The organism is Streptomyces sp. NPDC088354, from assembly GCF_044753585.1.
Taxonomy (GTDB): domain Bacteria; phylum Actinomycetota; class Actinomycetes; order Streptomycetales; family Streptomycetaceae; genus Actinacidiphila.
The window spans coordinates 20,932-36,597 of sequence record NZ_JBIVNJ010000013.1; the positions used below are offsets into that span (position 1 = coordinate 20,932).

Sequence of the window (15,666 nt, forward strand, 5' to 3'; positions counted from 1 at the left end):
CTTGTCGTCAAGGGACGGTAGACAAGACACTGACGGCACGTCAAGAAAGCACGACAGCACGAGGGAAAGGCGGCCACTTGTGACCAGAACCGCCGGCGGGGGCCGCGGCCCGACGCTCCAGGATCGCATCATCGAGCTCATCCACGAGCAGCGACTCGCCCCCGGCGCCACTTTGCCCACCGAGCCCCAGCTGATGGATCTGCTGGGCGCCGGCCGCAACAGCGTGCGCGAGGCGGTGCGCGCGCTGCAGGCGCTGGGCATCGTCGAGATACGCCACGGCACCGGCACCTTCGTGGCCGACGCGCCGCTGCGGGTGCTGCTGCCCTCGCTCACCTTCCACATCCGCTCCCGGGTACGGGCGCTGGCCGACCTGGTGGCGGTGCGCGAACTGCTGGAGGTCGGGCTGATCGGCGAGGTGGCCGGCACGATACCGGCGGAGCGGCTGGACGAACTCGACGCGCTCGCCTCGCGGATGGTCACCGATCCGGACGCCGACCGCACCTTCCACGCGCTGTTGTACGCGACCTGCGACAACGAACTGGTGCTCCAGCTCATCGATCTGTTCTGGAGCGTCTACCAGGACGTCGGCTCCGCCCTCGCGCCCGCCGACGACCCCGTCGAGCGCATCATCGCCAACCACCGCGCGGTCGTCGGCGCCCTGCGCACCGGGGACGCGGGCGCGGCGCGGGCGGCGATGCGCCGGCACTTCACCGACGTGCGGGCCAGGGTCGCGCGGGCCGTTCCCGCGCACTGACCCCCTTCGGGTGAGCCGGGCGGGAAGCCCCGCCGGACGGCGCGGGCCTGCGCCAGGATGCCGTGGCATGGATGCCGTACGGGTCGAGGTCGTCCGTGAACTGCTGGCCGGCAGCGAGTGGCCGGAGCGGGCCCGGACGTTCGCGGGGGCGTTGCGGGGCGCGGTCGGCCGCGGGTCCCCGGGCGGGCTGCTGCTGGTGGGCGGCGGCGGGTACGAACCGTGGCACATGGCCGCCCATCTGGACGACGAGGCGGCCTGGAGCGGGCTGCCGGAGCTCTCCCCCACGCTGGTGCGGCAGCGCGTGCCGCCGGGCGCGCCCGCGCATCTCGCGGTCGGCACGGCGCGGCTGGAGGCCGTGCGGCGCGGCGAGACGGTGCTGGTGGTCACGCCCCAGCGGGCGGAGGCGGCGCTGCTGGAGCGGGTGGACGGCGCCCGCCGGGCCGGGGCGACGGTGCTGGCGATGGACGCGGGCGACCGGGAGCTCGCCGGCCTCGCCCATGAGGCGCTGTCCGTGCCGCCGGAGCCGGGCGAGGTCGGGCTGGATCTGCTGCAGCACCTCGTCAGTGCCGCCGCGGGGCGGCGGGTGCGGCTGCGGGACCGGCTGCCGCGGCTCGCGCGGCTCGCCGAGCAGTTCGTGTCGCCGCCCCCGGCAAGCTGGTAGAAGTGGGCGTTATGACCGTTATGCACGCCCCTCTGCGTGGCGTCGTACCTCCTCTGTGCACTCCTCTCACTCCCGCGGGCGACGTGGACACCGACGGGCTGCGCGCCCTGGTCGGCCATGTGCTGTCGGCGGGCGTCCACGGCGTCTTCGCGCTCGGGTCGAGCGGCGAGACGGCCTATCTGTCCGACGCGCAACGCCGGCTCGCGCTCACCACCGTCGTCGAGGCGGTCGGCGGGCGCGTCCCCGTGCTCGCCGGGGTCGTCGACATGAGCACGGCGCGGGTGCTGGACCATGTCCGCGCGGCCGTCGCGGCGGGCGCGGACGGTCTGGTGGCGACCGCGCCCTTCTACACCACCACGCACCCGGTCGAGATCGCCGACCACTTCCGCCGGGTGCGGGACGGCGCCGACGGCCTGCCGCTGTTCGCGTACGACATCCCCTCCGCCGTGCACACCAAGCTGCCCGCGGCGACGGTACTGGCGCTGGCGGAGAACGGCACGCTGGCCGGTCTCAAGGACAGCAGCGGCGCCGACGGCGGCATGCGGCGGCTGCTCGTGGAGCTCCGCCGGCGCGGTCTGGCCGGCTCCTTCTCGCTGCTCACCGGTTCCGAACTCACCGTCGACGCCGCTCTGCTGGCCGGGGCCCATGGCGTCGTGCCGGGACTCGGCAACGTCGACCCGCACGGCTATGTGCGGCTCTACGAGCACGCGCTGGCCGGGCGCTGGCGGGAGGCCGCCGCGGAGCAGGACCGGCTCGCGGCGCTGTTCTCCATCGTCGACATCGGCGCGGCGGCCGCCCCGATGAGCGCGAGCGCCTCGGCGCTGGGCGCCTTCAAGGCGGCGCTGCACCTGCGGGGTGTCATCCCCTGCCCGGCCACGGCCGCGCCGCAGACCCCGCTGGACGACACCGCGGTGAAGGCCATCGGGGAGCGCCTGGAGGCGGCCGGCCTGATGGCGTGACCCCTGTCCCGGCCGTTCCGGCACGCACCGGAACGGCCGGGAGGGCGGCGGAAAATGCGTTGCGCCCCGGCGCCCGCCCGCCAAACATGCCATGGTGCGCAATCTCCTCCCCGACCTCGCTCCGTGGCGCAGTTCCCGCGACTTCCGCCTGATGTGGTGCGCCGGACTGATCACCAGCTTCGGCAGCTTCCTGACCTTCGTGGCGCTCCCGGTCCAGATCAAGAACCTGACCGGTTCGACCCTGGCGGTCGGCGCCCTGGGCGCGGTGGAACTGGTCCCGCTGGTGGTGTTCGGGCTCTACGGGGGCGCCTTGGCCGACGCCCTCGACCGGCGGAAGCTGATCCTGTGGACGGAGGCGGCGCTCGGCCTGATGTCGGCCCTGCTGCTGGCCAACACCCTGCTCCCGCGTCCGCTGCTCTGGCCGCTGTACGTGGTGGCGGCGCTGACGAGCGCGCTCGGGGGCCTGCAACGCCCCGCGCTGGAGGCGATCGTGCCCCGCATCGTGCCGCACGACCAGCTCACCGCGGCGGCCTCGCTGAACGCGCTGCGCTGGCAGCTCGGCGCCATCGCGGCACCCGCGCTGGCCGGTGTGCTGATCGCCTACGCGGGCCTGCGCTGGGCGTACGCCATCGACACCCTGACCTTCGCCGTGTCGCTGCTGCTGGGCCTGCGGCTGCGACCGTCCCCGCCCTCGCGCGACGCGGAACGCCCGTCGCTGCGCTCGATCGGCGAGGGCGCGCGCTACGCGTGGAGCCGCAAGGAACTGCTGGGCACGTACGTGGTGGACATCGCGGCGATGGGCCTGGCGTTCCCGATCGCCGTGTTCCCCTTCATGGCGGACGACCTCGGCGCCCCGTGGTCACTGGGCCTGATGTACGCGGCGCTGCCGGCCGGGGCGATGCTGATGAGCCTGACGAGCGGCTGGTCCAGCCGGGTGCACCGGCACGGTGTGGCGATCGTGCTGGCCGCGTCGGGCTTCGGGCTGTGCATGGCGGCGGCCGGACTGACCCGCGACGTGTGGCTGGTGCTGCTCTTCCTGGTGCTGGCGGGAGCGCTGGACATGATCAGCGGGGTGTTCCGCTCGACGATCTGGAACCAGACCATCCCCGACACCCTGCGCGGCCGGCTGGCCGGCATCGAGCTGCTGTCGTTCATGACAGGCCCTCAGCTGGGCCAGGTGCGGGCCGGTGGCGCGGCGGCGGCGCTGGGGCTGCGGACCTCGGTGTGGACCGGCGGCCTGGCGTGCGTGGCGGCGGTCGGGACGCTGGCGGTGTGCCTGCCGACCCTGATGGCGTACGACGCGCGGACCAACGAGCACGCGGTGAGCATGCGGACGGCGGCGGAGGACGCGGTGTCCCCCGCCGCCTGACCCGTGGGGCGGTCGCTGGGCCCGGCCGGGTCACCGGCCGGGCCGGGGATCAGCCGGTGAAGCCGGCGGTGATCGAGGTGAACTGCCAGGTGCTCTGGTTGATGCCGGAGCAGTTGCTGGTCACGCCGCCGCCCGCGCAGGGGCGGTCACGGTTGACGGCCCAGTAGGCGAGCCGGGCGATGTGGTGGGAGTTGGCCCAGTCCCGGATCTGGGTCCAGATGGCCGGGGTGGTGTTCTCCTGCTGGTCGCTCAGACCGTTCATGCCGGAGATGCCGATGTGGGCGTAGGCGGTGGCGTCGTCCCAGCCGAAGGCGGACTTCAGCTTGGTCTTCAGCCCCTCGGCGGCGTTCACGGTGTTGCCGTACATGTCGGCGCCGCCGCCGAAGTCGAACGGCATGATCGTGAAGACGTCGATGTTGGCGCCCAGCGCGTTGGCCCGGTCGATGAGCCGGCCGCCCCAGTAGGTCGGGCCGGTCGTCGAGGTGCCGAAGGTGAGGATCGTCCGGATGCCGGGGTTGTTCTGCTTGACGATCTTCAGCGCGTTCAGGACCCGGTCCTGGACGACCTCGCTCTCGAACTCGTCGGTGTTCTCGATGTCGACGTCGATCGCCTTGAGCCCGTACGCGTTGATCACCTGCTGGTAGGCGCCGGCCAGCGCCTCGGGGGTCGCGCAGTTGGGCCCGAGCTTGTTGCCGCTCCAACCGCCGATGGACGGGACGATGTCGCCGCCGGCCGCGCGGATGGCGTTGATGGTGGACTGGTCGGTGCCGCCGGTCAGCGGACGGGAGCCGTCCCAGGCGGGGTTGCAGCCGCCCGAGGAGAGGATGAAGGCCATCGTGAACCACTTGACGCCGGTGGCGCTCATCACCGTGGACGGGCTCGGCGGGTCGCCCCAGCCGAGGTAGAGGTAGGGCGCGGCCTGCTTGAAGCCGGTGCCGCCGCCACCGCCCGCGCTGGTGGTGACGCTCACCGCGTTGGAGGCCGCCGAGGTGTTGCCCGCGGCGTCCCGCGCCTTGACGGTGAAGGTGTACGCGGTGCTGGCGGCCAGGCCGGTGACGGTGGCGGAGGTGCCGGTCACGGTGGTGGCCAGGGTGCTGCCGCGGTAGACGTCGTAGCTGGTGACGCCGACGTTGTCGGAGGAGGCGTTCCAGGACAGCGAGACGCTGGAGGAGGTCTTGCCCGTGGAGGTCAGGCCGCTGGGCGCGGTGGGCGCCTGGGTGTCGCCGCCGCCCCCGCCGCCCGGCCCGTCGAGGCTGATGTCGTCGGCGTTGTAGGTGCCCTGGGCGTACCAGCCGTGGACGTACAGCTGCACGCTGGTCTGCGAGGCACCGGTGGTGAAGGGCACCGTGAGCTGGGTGTACGAGGCGGCGGACGGCGTCCAGGTGGAGGCGCCGCCGGTGACACCGAGGTAGACGTACGCTCCGCGCACCCAACCGGTCAGCGAGTAGGCGGTGTTGGGCTGCACCGAGACGGTCTGGGTGCACTGGGCGGTGTCACTGCTGCTGACGGCTCCGGCCAGCGCCTTGGTGCCGCTGTGCACCGGGCTGCTGACGACGGATCCGCCCGAGCAGGACCAGCCCGACAGGCTGCCGCTCTCGAAGCCGGGGTTGCTGACGAGGTTGGCCGCCTGGGCGGTGCCGGGCAGGGCGATCAGGCTGCCGGCGGCGGCCAGGAAGGCGGCGGTGACGACGGAGAGGATGCGGGATCTGCGCGATCCGGTGCGCGGGACATGACGACGGAAGAGCACGTGACCTCCCAGTGGGGGGCGGGGGGTTCAGACGGTGCCGGGCAAGTGGTCTGGACCGTTGGTCTGGACCATCACGCCGGATTGAAGCGGAGTGTCGTGCCCCCGTCAAGAGGTCCGGGCCACCGCCGCTTCCTGGTTCGGCGGTGGCCCGGACGGCTGGGTGGTCGCCGGAGAGCGGCGCGGGGTGGGCGCCGATCAGCCGACGCGCTCGATGCGCGCCTTCCGGATCAGGAACTTGCCCGGCTCGCGGACCTGCTCGAAGGCCGCGTTGTTGAGCAGTACGCAGCTTCCGGACGTCGATGTCACGGCGACCGTCGTCGACGTGCCGTTGTCCAGGTTCGTCACCTTGAGCCTGGTGCCCATCGGGAACTGGTTGCTGGACGCGGCCGGAGCGCCCGCCTCGCCGGACAGCGTCACCGTCGAACCCGGGCAGACGACCTGGCCGTTCACGGCTCCCGCGGGCGGCGCGGCGGGCGGCTGCGCCGCGTTCTGGCCCTGGTTCTGGCCCGCGGGCGCCGCGGGCGCGGCGGGCGGCGCCGCCGGGGCCGCGGCCGCGGGAGCCCCCGGGGCCGCACCGCATCCCGAGGCCTGGCGCTGCACGTTGATCTGCTGGATGACCGCCTCGCGGTTGGCGATGCGGGCCGCCGACTGCGCGTCGGGATTCGCCCGCTGGCCCGCGATGAAGGCCTGGTTGTTGCGTATCGCCTGGTCGAGGCCGTCGCACACCACGGAGGCGTGGCCGCTGGCCATCGTCGCCGCGGCGAAGCCGCCGGCGAGCGTCGCCGCACCCGTCATCAGCGCGATCTTCTGCTTGGTCCCGAGCCTGCGTTTCCTGGACATGGGGCCCCTTTTCTCGGGTTTCTCGGGTTTCTCGGGTTTCTCGGGTTTCTCGGTTCCTCAGGTTCTCCGGCTTTCCCGGGTCTTCCTGGTCTTCCGGTCTCCTCCGGCTCCGTCCGACCTGTCGTGGTCGGATCCGGTCCGCATGTCCTGAGAAACGGAGCGTCCTCGGTCCGAACCTCAATACGTTCGGAACCTCGGACAGAAAAGGGGGTGGTGTGCTACGCACGGGTAGCCGGCGGACCTCCGGGCCGGCTGCCCGCGACTGGCCAATCGGGTGAAGCGCCGGGCGCGCGGTGGGAACGCGAGGGAACAGGCCGCCGCGCGCCGGCCGGGACCCCGGCCGGCGCGGGCCTCAGCCCCGCGGCGTGCGCCTGGTCACCACCGGGCGGTTCAGCCGCCCTCGCCCTCGCGCGGCTGGTCCTTCCACCGCGGGTCGTTCTCCCACTGCAGGTTGCGCTCGGCGGCGGTCTCCATCGCGCGCTCGGCGTCGGCCCGGCTGGGGTACGGCCCCATGCGGTCCTTGGCCGGGCACTCCGGCCCCTCCTCCACCTTTCTGTGCTCGATGCAGTAGAACCACTCACCGGGCTTGCCCGCCGGCTTGCGGACCCTCCTGAACGGCGCCATCGCTCCTCCTCCTACGACGTCCTGCCGCCATGCTGCCCGACCGGCCGCCGATACACTCGCTGACATGTCTGTCCTGGTGCCCGGCAAGCTCTCCCCCACGCGTCACGTCCCCGCCTCGATCCCGCGGCCCGAGTACGTGGGCCGTCCGGCCCCGCGGCCGTACGACGGGCCGGAGGTGCAGTCGGCGGAGACCGTCGAGAAGATGCGCGTCGCGTCCCGGATCGCCGCGCGGGCGATGGAGGAGGCTGCGAAGGCCATCGCGCCCGGCGTCACCACCGACGAACTGGACCGGATCGCCCACGAGTACATGTGCGACCACCAGGCCTACCCCTCGGACCTGGGCTACCGCGGCTTCCCCAAGTCGCTGTGCGCCTCGATCAACGAGGTGATCTGCCACGGCATCCCCGACTCGACCCTGCTGCGCGACGGCGACATCGTCAACCTCGATGTCACCGCCTTCGTCCACGGCGTGCACGGCGACACCAACGCCACCTACTTCGTCGGAGAAGTCGACGAGACCTCACGGCAGTTGGTGGACCGCACCCGGGAGTCGCTGAATCGCGCGATCAAGGCCGTCAAGCCGGGCCGGCAGATCAATGTGATCGGCCGGGTGATCGAGTCGTACGCCAAGCGCTTCGGGTACGGAGTGGTGCGCGACTTCACCGGCCACGGCATCAACACGGCGTTCCACTCGGGTCTGATCGTTCCGCACTACGACGACCCTCGCGCCACCACGGTAATGAAGCCGGGCATGACCTTCACCATCGAGCCCATGCTGACGCTCGGCACCCACGAGTACGAGATCTGGGACGACGGCTGGACGGTGGTCACCAAGGACCGCAAACGCACGGCGCAGTTCGAGCACACCCTGGTGGTCACCGACACGGGCGCCGAGGTGCTGACCCTGCCGTGACGCCCTGAAGCGCACCGGGCACCGCCACGCCCTTCATTACCTTTTCTTTACCCTAAAGTGGGCAAGGCGAGATGAGGCTCGGATAGGTTAGGCAAGCCTTTCCACAGGAAGGCATGCCTAAGTCCTCGCCGCACCGATCGCCAGGAGCCTGTATGTCCGCCGTCCGCATGTCCGCAGTAGCCGCCGCCGGCATAGTGGTCGCCGTCACCGCCGTGACCGGCTGTGCGAAGAAAGCGGACAGCGCCTCCTCGGACGCGATCACGGTGACCGCCTCGGACACCGCCTGCGACATCTCCAAGGCCACCTTCCCGGCCGGGCACGTGCAGCTCGCCGTGGAGAACAAGGGCTCCAAGGTCACCGAGGTCTACGTCTACACGCCCAGCGACAAGATCGTGACCGAGCGGGAGAACATCGGCCCCGGCACCAAGGCCACCATCACCGCCGAGATCAAGGCCGGCTCGTACGAGATCGCCTGCAAGCCCGGCATGCAGGGCGACGGCATCCGCCAGAAGATCACCGTGACCGGCAAGGGCGCCGTGACGTCCGACCCGCGCCTGGACGCGGCCGTCGCCGCCTACCGCAAGTACGCCCAGGAGCAGGCCGACCAGACCATCCCGGTGGTCCAGCAGTTCGCCGACGCCGTCAAGGCCGGCGACGTGGAGAAGGCCAAGTCGCTCTTCGCGCCCTCGCGCGTCGGCTGGGAGCGCACCGAGCCGGTCGCCGAGTCCTTCGGCGACATCGACCCCCTGACCGACACCCGTGAGGACGGTCTGGAGGACGGCCAGAAGTGGACCGGCTGGCACCGCCTGGAGAAGTCCCTGTGGAAGGACAAGAAGGCCGGCGCCGAGGAGGGCACCCTCGCCGACCAGCTCGTCACCGACCTGAAGGACTGGCAGACCCGGGTCGGCAAGGCCGACATCACCGCCACCAGCATGGCCAACGGCGCCAAGGAGCTGCTGGACGAGGTCGCCACCGGCAAGATCACCGGTGAGGAGGACCGCTACTCCCACACCGACCTGTCGGACTTCCAGGCCAACGTCGAGGGCGCGCAGAAGGCGTACGAGCTGCTGAAGCCGGTCGCCGCCGAGAACGACGCGGCGCTCACCACCGAGCTGGACAAGCAGTTCACCGCCCTGAACGGCCTGCTGGCCAAGTACCGCAAGGGCGACACGTTCGTCTCGTACGACACCGTGGGCAAGGCCGACCGCAAGGACCTCTCGGACAGCGTCAACGCGCTCGCCGAGCCGCTGTCCAAGCTCGCCGCAGCCGTCGCCAAGTAATCGCAGAGGACTGGGGAGCATGTCCGAGGAAACCACCACCTCGCGGCGCACGTTGCTCGGCTGGACCGGCGCCGGGGTCGTTCTCGGCGCCGCCGCGGCCGGCAGCGCCGTGGCCGCCGTGCGCTCCGGGAACGACGCGGTGCCCGCGGCCTCCGCGGGCAGCGCGATCGCCTTCCACGGCGCGCATCAGGCCGGTATCACCACCCCGGTCCAGGACCGGCTGCACTTCGCGGCCTTCGACGTCACGACCGAGGACCGCGAGGAGCTGGTCGCGCTCCTCAAGGAGTGGACCGAGGCCGCGCGCAGGATGACGCAGGGCCGGCCGGTCGGCGAGGGCGCGGTCGGCGGTCTCGCCGAGGCCCCGCCGGACGACACCGGCGAGGCGCTGGGCCTGCAGCCGTCACGGCTCACCCTCACCATCGGGTTCGGGCCCTCGCTCTTCCGGGGCGCGGACGGCAAGGACCGCTTCGGGCTCGCCGGGAAGCGTCCCGAGGCCCTGGTGGACCTGCCGAAGTTCCCCGGCGACAACCTGGACGCGGGCCGCAGCGGCGGGGACCTGTGCGTGCAGGCCTGCGCCGACGACCCGCAGGTGGCGGTGCACGCCATCCGCAACCTGGCCCGCATCGGCTTCGGCAAGGTCGCGATGCGCTGGTCGCAGCTCGGCTTCGGCAAGACCTCCTCGACCACGCCCGACGAGCAGACCCCGCGCAACCTGATGGGCTTCAAGGACGGCACGCACAACGCCGCCGGCTCCGACAAGTCCGTCCAGGACAAGCACGTGTGGGTCGCGTCCGCCGACGGGCCGGCCTGGATGTCCGGCGGCTCGTACCTGGTGGCCCGGCGGATCCGGATGCACATCGAGACCTGGGACCGGACCTCGCTGCGCGAGCAGGAGGACGTCTTCGGCCGGACCAAGGGCGAGGGCGCCCCGCTCGGCAGGAAGCACGAGCGGGACACACCGGACTTCAAGGCGATGAAGCCGGACGCGCACGTCCGGCTCTCGCACCCGGACAACAGCGGCGTCACGATCCTGCGGCGCGGCTACTCCTTCACCGACGGCACCGACGGCCTCGGACGGCTGGACGCCGGGCTGTTCTTCCTCGCCTACCAGCGCGACGTGCGCGACGGCTTCATCCCGCTGCAGATGCGGCTGGCCAAGACCGACGCGCTCAACGAGTACATCCAGCACGTGGGTTCGGCCGTCTACGCCGTGCCGCCGGGCGTCCGGGACACCGGCGACTGGTGGGGCCGCGCGCTCTTCGAGAACAACTGAAAGGAAGTGACGGCGGGTGTTCGGCAACTACCTGATCGGACTCCGTGAGGGCCTGGAGGCCAGCCTGGTCGTCTGCATCCTGGTCGCCTACCTGGTGAAGACCGACCGCAAGGACAAGCTGCCGCCGGTCTGGCTCGGCGTCGGTGCCGCGGTGCTGCTGAGCCTGGGCTTCGGCGCCGCCCTGCAGTTCGGCTCCTCCGAGCTGACCTTCCAGGCGCAGGAGGCCCTCGGCGGCTCGCTGTCGGTCGTCGCGGTCGGCCTGGTGACCTGGATGGTGTTCTGGATGCGGCGCACCGCGCGGCACCTGAGGGCCGAGCTGCACGGCAAGCTGGACGCCGCGGTCGCCATGGGCACCGGCGCCCTGGTCGTCACCTCCTTCCTCGCGGTGGGCCGCGAGGGGCTGGAGACCTCGCTGTTCATCTGGACCGCCGTGCAGGCCACCGACGACGGCGTGCGGCCGCTGGTCGGCGCGGCGCTGGGACTGCTCACGGCCGTGGTGCTGGGCTGGCTGTTCTACCGCGGCGCGGTGCGCATCAACCTGGCCAAGTTCTTCACCTGGACCGGCGCGATGCTGGTCGTCGTCGCGGCGGGCGTGCTCGCCTACGGCTTCCACGACCTCCAGGAGGCCGACTGGCTGCCCGGCCTGGGCGCGCGGGCCTTCGACATCAGCACGACGATCCCGGCCGACTCCTGGTACGGGACGCTGCTCAAGGGCGTGTTCAACTTCCAGCCGGATCCGACCTGGCTCCAGGTCACGGTCTGGGCGGTGTACCTCGTCCCGACGATGTTCTTCTTCCTGCGCCCCGGCAGGGCCGCGGCCCCGGCCGCGAAGGCGCCCGCCGCCGACGCGGTGCGTGACGGTGCGCGGGAAGCGGACGCTCGTCCCGTCGGCGAGAAGGGCTGACACCGCCGAGGCCCGGGCGCGATCCCGGCGTACGCGACTGGTCACCGCCGTGAGACCGGCCCCTCGGCAGTGCCGACGAGGCCGGTCTCACGGCGTATCGCCCGGCCTTGGGTGACGCCGCCCGCGCTGTCCCGGCCTCGGAAGGGGGGCGGGCTGGGCGCCGAGCACGGCGGGGCGCCGGCCGGGGCGGCACGAAGAAGACGCTCACGCCCGACCGGGTGACCCGGCGCGGAAAACGGCGGCGAGGCGCCCACCGCCGCCGGGACCGGGCGGGCGCGGGGTCAGCTGATCCAGCCGGCGGTTTCCGGCTCGTGCTCCACCTGGGCGCAGGCGTCGGTGAGGACCGCGAGCAGCGGCAGGGGGTCGGGCAGCGGCCGGTCGGGGCCGTGGCCCGGCAGCCAGGACACGACCGCGCCCGACGGCAGGCGCGAGGGCGGCATCAGGACGTAACTGGCGCGGCAGTGCCAGCGCAGGCCGGGGTGCTCGTCCAGGGTCTCGGGATGGCAGTCCAGCTCACAGGGCCACCACTCGTCCTCGTCGGCGGTGGCGCGGGTGCCGGTGAAGAAGAGCGTCCGGCCGTCGGATACGGCCACCGGCCCGGTGGCGGCGCCCTCGGCGGCCAGCCGGTCCAGTGCGATCCGGCCGGCCTCGGCGGGGACGTCGAGGACGTCGTGGGCGATGCCGGTGGCGGTGATGAAGTTCGCGAGGGGCTGGGTGCGCAGCCAGCGCTGGATCTTCTCCGGGTCCGTGGTGGCCTGGGTCTGCCAGGCGAAGGAGACCGGGTGGCTGCCCGGGGTGGGACAGCCGATCCGGTCGCAGGAGCAGCGGTAGCCGGACTCGGCGGACGGGTGCGCGGCAGGGGCCAACGGCAGGCCCGCCACGGCGGCCGCCAGCAGCAGGTCGTCCCGGTCGCGGGCGCCCGGGGTCCGCTGGGCGAAGCCGTCCTCGCCCTCGGCGTCCCGCTCTCCCGCCTTCCGGCGCAACCAGCCGGACAACCTGCCCTTGGTGACCATCGAGCCCCTTCCCTCGCCCCGTGAACCCTCGCTCCACCCTACGTAACGAAGGAAAAGCCGTAAGCGGAATCCACGGATGGTGGATTTCCATCCTGCGCCCTGTACGGATCCGGTCCGCACCCGGGGTGCCCGGAAGGTCCCCCGATTGGGGGATGGGAACCCGCAAATGACCCCATACCGCTCCACCCGGACGTAGCCTGGTTTCCGACAGGTTGTCGGCAAGCCCATTGACTTAGGTCAGCCTAAGTCGGCATGATCCCTGCAAGGCGCCCGACGCAGGAGGATCCCCTTGACGCCCGCCAGCCCTGACGGAGCCGCACCCTTCTCGGCGGTGATCCGCACCGCCAGCCACGACCGCCACACCGACGCGGAGAACTCCACCTTCATCGGCGACCTGCTCGGGGGCCGCTTGGCGGTGGCCGCCTACGCCCGCTACACCGAGCAGCTGTGGTTCGTCTACCGGGCTCTGGAGGACGCGGCAGGGATGCTGGCCGGCGACCCCGTCGCGGGCCCCTTCCTGCGGCCGGAGCTGCCGCGGGTCGCCGCCCTCGAACGTGACCTCGGCCACCTGCTCGGGGCAGGCTGGCGGGAGCGGGCGGCGGCACTGCCCGAGACCGCCGCCTACGCCGCCCGCATCACCGAGACCGCCCGTGACTGGCCGGCCGGCTATGTCGCCCACCACTACACCCGCTACCTCGGCGACCTCTCGGGCGGCCAGGCCATCCGGGGCATCGCCGAGCGGACCTGGGGTTTCCCCCGCAAGGGCGACGGCGTGCGCTTCTACGTCTTCGAGACGATCGGCAACCCCGCCGCCTTCAAGCGCGAGTACCGGGCCCTGCTGGACGCCCTGCCGGCCGACGAGCTGGAGAAGCAGCGCGTCGTCGAGGAGTGCCGCCGGGCCTTCGCCCACAACGCGGCGGTCTTCGCCGCGCTCGGGCGGGAGTTCCCGCTCACCGCCTGAGCGCGTCCCCGCCGCTAGGCCCCGTGCGTCCCCCAGCCGGTCGGGTCGACGCCGCCCGGGACCGGGGCGGCGGGGTCGTAGGGGGTGCGGGTGAAGACGAACGAGCCGACGTCGAGGTGGGTGACCGTGCCGTCGGCCGAGCGGACCGCGCGCAGCGTCTCTCCGTCGTAGTAGCCCTCCAGGCCGGTCCAGGTCCCGTCCCGGCCGGCGCGGAAGCGGGCGCCGCGGCCGGCGCCGGGGGTGGCCGGGGCGATTTCGAGGTCACGGCCCGCGGCCAGCCGCAGCACGTGCGGGGAGGTGCCCCAGTACCAGGGGCCGGTCAGCGCCAGCAGTTCCGGGTCGGGGTCGGAGACCGGGCGCCAGGGTTCGGGGATGCGCGGCTCGCGCTCGGTCACGATGGCCAGCAGGTCGCGGGCGATCACCCCGGTCGGGGCGCCGGTGGTGGAGTTGGCAAGGACGGCGGCGCCCAGCCCCTCGGCGACGTCGCACCACAGCGCCGCCACGAAACCGGGCATGGAGCCGCCGTGCCCGACGAACTGCCGCCCGTCGGGCGCCGTCGCCACCTGGAGGCCGAGGCCGTAGTCGCCGGAGGGCGCGGCGGGCCGGCGCATCTCCTCCAACGTGGCTGCGGACAGGACGTGTTCGTCGCCCGCGGCCAGGAAGGCCGCCCAGCGGCACAGGTCGTCCGCCGTCGACCACAGCTCACCGGCCGGGGCCATCAGCCCGGTCTCGTGGACCGCCTCGGGCAGCATCAGCTCTGCATAGGGGTGCACGGCCCAGCCGCCCGCGTGCGGGGCCTGCGGGCGGCGCGAGGTACGGGTCATGCCGAGCGGTTCCAGCACCTGGGACCAGAGCACCTCGTCCCACGGCCGTCCGTCGTGGAGCCGCTCCACGACGGCGCCGAGCAGAGCGAAGCCCGGGTTGGAGTAGTGGTGCCGCTCCCCCGCCGGGTGCAGCCGGGCGCGCTCGCCCAGCACCCCGTCGAGGTCCGGGCGCAGCGCGCCGGGGGTGCGCTCCCACCACGGGCCGGGGCTCTCGGAGGCCAGACCCGCCGTGTGCGCCAGCAGTTGACGGATCGTCACCCCGTCCGCGGCCGTGGCGCCGAGGTATTTGTCGACCGGGTCGTCCAGCCCGAGCCGCCCCGCGTCGCGCGACCGCATCACCAGCACGGCCACGAAGGTCTTGGTGATCGAGCCGATCCGGTACTGCGTGTCCCCGTCCGGCGCGTGCCCGTCCACGCAGGACCGGGCGCCGGTCCACACGGTGCGGCCGTCCCGGACGACGGCCGCCACGAGGGAGGGCGTGCGGGAGGTCGACTGGGCGACCGCGATCCGGTGCATCAGGGCCCGGCGGGTCTCGGGGAACAGGGCGTCGGAGGATGCGTCGGACGCGGGACTGGGTGTCGGCATGCGCTCACCTTAGAGGCCGCCCACAAGGGCCGAACGGGCATTTTTCCGTCCGCAATCCGGTGCGGGATGTCCGCGGGGGGTCCACCATGAGCACAACGGTCTCAACGACACCGCGAGGAGCTTTCATTGAGCGCTGCGCGAACCGCTTCGTTCCGGCGGTACCTGATGTGTCCTCCCACGTACTACCGGGTCACCTACTCCATCAACCCCTGGATGGACCCCGCCAAGCCGGTCGATCCCGCGCTGGCCCTCTTCCAGTGGGAGGACCTCCGCGACCGGTACCGCTCGCTGGGACACGCCGTCGAGATCCTGCAGCCGCTCCCCGGCCTGCCGGACATGGTGTTCGCGGCGAACGGCGCGACCGTGGTGGACGGACGGGTCTTCGGCGCCCGCTTCGCCAACATCGAGCGGAAGGCGGAGGCCCCGGCGCACCGCGAATGGTTCCTCAGCCGCGGCTACACGCACGTCCACGACCCGCAGCACATCAACGAGGGCGAGGGCGACTTCGCGGTCACCGAGAGCTGGCTGCTGGCCGGCAAGGGCTTCCGCAGCAGCCCGCTGTCGCACTCGGAGCTCCAGGAGTACTTCGGCAGGCCCGTGATCGGCCTGGAGCTCACCGATCCGCACTTCTACCACCTGGACACGGCGCTGTGCGTGCTCTCCGGCGACGAGATCATGTACTACCCGGACGCCTTCTCCCCCGGCAGCCGGTCGGTGCTGCGCCGGCTGTTCCCCGACGCGCTGGTCGCCACCCGCGACGACGCGCTCGCCTTCGGCCTGAACTGCGTCAGCGACGGCCTGAACGTCCTGGTCCCGGCCGCGGCCAAGGGGCTGCTCAAGCCGTTGCGGGAACGCGGTTTCGAGCCGCTGCCGGTGGACATGTCCGAACTGCACAAGGCGGGCGGCAGCGTGAAGTGCTGCACCATGGAGCTGCGGGACTGACCGTGATACGAAGAGGC

15 protein-coding genes are annotated in these 15,666 nt (G+C 72.4%); 10 read left to right on the forward strand and 5 right to left on the reverse strand.

The window, feature by feature from the left end; translation table 11 throughout:
- The first annotated feature begins 79 nt into the window (after window positions 1-79).
- From ACIP98_RS20415 to ACIP98_RS20430, 4 genes are all read left to right on the forward strand, one after another.
- On the forward strand, window positions 80-754 hold the full coding sequence (locus ACIP98_RS20415; RefSeq protein WP_319662235.1) for an FCD domain-containing protein: 675 nt from the start codon (window positions 80-82) through the stop codon (window positions 752-754).
- A 67-nt stretch (window positions 755-821) separates the two neighbouring features.
- A complete protein-coding gene (locus ACIP98_RS20420) occupies window positions 822-1,415 on the forward strand; it encodes a hypothetical protein (protein WP_401977174.1) in 594 nt (197 codons plus the stop codon).
- A gap of 20 nt (window positions 1,416-1,435) precedes the next feature.
- Window positions 1,436-2,374: a dihydrodipicolinate synthase family protein gene (locus ACIP98_RS20425; protein ID WP_319662281.1), complete on the forward strand. Its 939-nt coding sequence runs from the start codon at window positions 1,436-1,438 to the stop codon at window positions 2,372-2,374.
- A 91-nt stretch (window positions 2,375-2,465) separates the two neighbouring features.
- Window positions 2,466-3,743, forward strand: coding sequence for an MFS transporter (locus ACIP98_RS20430; RefSeq protein ID WP_401977176.1), 1,278 nt, complete (start codon window positions 2,466-2,468; stop codon window positions 3,741-3,743).
- A 49-nt stretch (window positions 3,744-3,792) separates the two neighbouring features.
- On the opposite strand, the gene ACIP98_RS20435 is transcribed toward ACIP98_RS20430, so the two are convergent.
- From ACIP98_RS20435 to ACIP98_RS20445, 3 genes are all read right to left on the reverse strand, one after another.
- On the reverse strand, window positions 3,793-5,442 hold the full coding sequence (locus ACIP98_RS20435; RefSeq protein ID WP_401977404.1) for a carbohydrate binding domain-containing protein: 1,650 nt from the start codon (window positions 5,440-5,442) through the stop codon (window positions 3,793-3,795).
- A gap of 243 nt (window positions 5,443-5,685) precedes the next feature.
- Window positions 5,686-6,330, reverse strand: a complete 645-nt coding sequence (locus tag ACIP98_RS20440; protein ID WP_401977177.1) for a hypothetical protein — start codon at window positions 6,328-6,330, stop codon at window positions 5,686-5,688.
- Between the two features lie 390 nt (window positions 6,331-6,720).
- The gene (locus ACIP98_RS20445; RefSeq protein WP_319662240.1) at window positions 6,721-6,954 is read right to left on the reverse strand and encodes a hypothetical protein; all 234 of its coding nucleotides are present in this window, start codon (window positions 6,952-6,954) and stop codon (window positions 6,721-6,723) included.
- 64 nt (window positions 6,955-7,018) lie between these two features.
- Here ACIP98_RS20445 and map point away from each other — a divergent pair, with 64 nt between their 5' ends.
- From map to efeU, 4 genes are all read left to right on the forward strand, one after another.
- Window positions 7,019-7,867, forward strand: coding sequence for a type I methionyl aminopeptidase (map, locus tag ACIP98_RS20450; RefSeq protein WP_319662242.1), 849 nt, complete (start codon window positions 7,019-7,021; stop codon window positions 7,865-7,867).
- A 152-nt stretch (window positions 7,868-8,019) separates the two neighbouring features.
- A complete protein-coding gene (efeO, locus tag ACIP98_RS20455) occupies window positions 8,020-9,147 on the forward strand; it encodes an iron uptake system protein EfeO (protein ID WP_319662244.1) in 1,128 nt (375 codons plus the stop codon).
- Window positions 9,148-9,166: 19 nt separating this feature from the next.
- A complete protein-coding gene (gene efeB / locus ACIP98_RS20460; protein WP_319662245.1) occupies window positions 9,167-10,420 on the forward strand; it encodes an iron uptake transporter deferrochelatase/peroxidase subunit in 1,254 nt (417 codons plus the stop codon).
- Window positions 10,421-10,436: 16 nt separating this feature from the next.
- Window positions 10,437-11,324: an iron uptake transporter permease EfeU gene (gene efeU, locus ACIP98_RS20465; RefSeq protein WP_319662246.1), complete on the forward strand. Its 888-nt coding sequence runs from the start codon at window positions 10,437-10,439 to the stop codon at window positions 11,322-11,324.
- Between the two features lie 281 nt (window positions 11,325-11,605).
- Here efeU and ACIP98_RS20470 read toward each other — a convergent pair whose 3' ends face one another.
- Complete coding sequence (locus ACIP98_RS20470) at window positions 11,606-12,337, reverse strand: bifunctional DNA primase/polymerase (RefSeq protein WP_401977180.1); 732 nt, start codon at window positions 12,335-12,337, stop codon at window positions 11,606-11,608.
- Window positions 12,338-12,668: 331 nt separating this feature from the next.
- On the opposite strand from ACIP98_RS20470, the gene ACIP98_RS20475 reads away from it, so the two are divergent.
- Window positions 12,669-13,298 (forward strand): biliverdin-producing heme oxygenase, encoded by a 630-nt coding sequence (locus tag ACIP98_RS20475; RefSeq protein WP_319662248.1) that lies wholly within the window; start codon window positions 12,669-12,671, stop codon window positions 13,296-13,298.
- Between the two features lie 14 nt (window positions 13,299-13,312).
- Here ACIP98_RS20475 and ACIP98_RS20480 read toward each other — a convergent pair whose 3' ends face one another.
- Window positions 13,313-14,707 (reverse strand): serine hydrolase domain-containing protein, encoded by a 1,395-nt coding sequence (locus tag ACIP98_RS20480; RefSeq protein WP_319662249.1) that lies wholly within the window; start codon window positions 14,705-14,707, stop codon window positions 13,313-13,315.
- A 126-nt stretch (window positions 14,708-14,833) separates the two neighbouring features.
- On the opposite strand from ACIP98_RS20480, the gene ddaH reads away from it, so the two are divergent.
- Window positions 14,834-15,649 carry a dimethylargininase gene (ddaH, locus tag ACIP98_RS20485; RefSeq protein WP_401977181.1) on the forward strand — a complete coding sequence of 272 codons (816 nt, stop codon included), beginning with the start codon at window positions 14,834-14,836 and terminating at the stop codon, window positions 15,647-15,649.
- Window positions 15,650-15,666 lie beyond the last annotated feature (17 nt).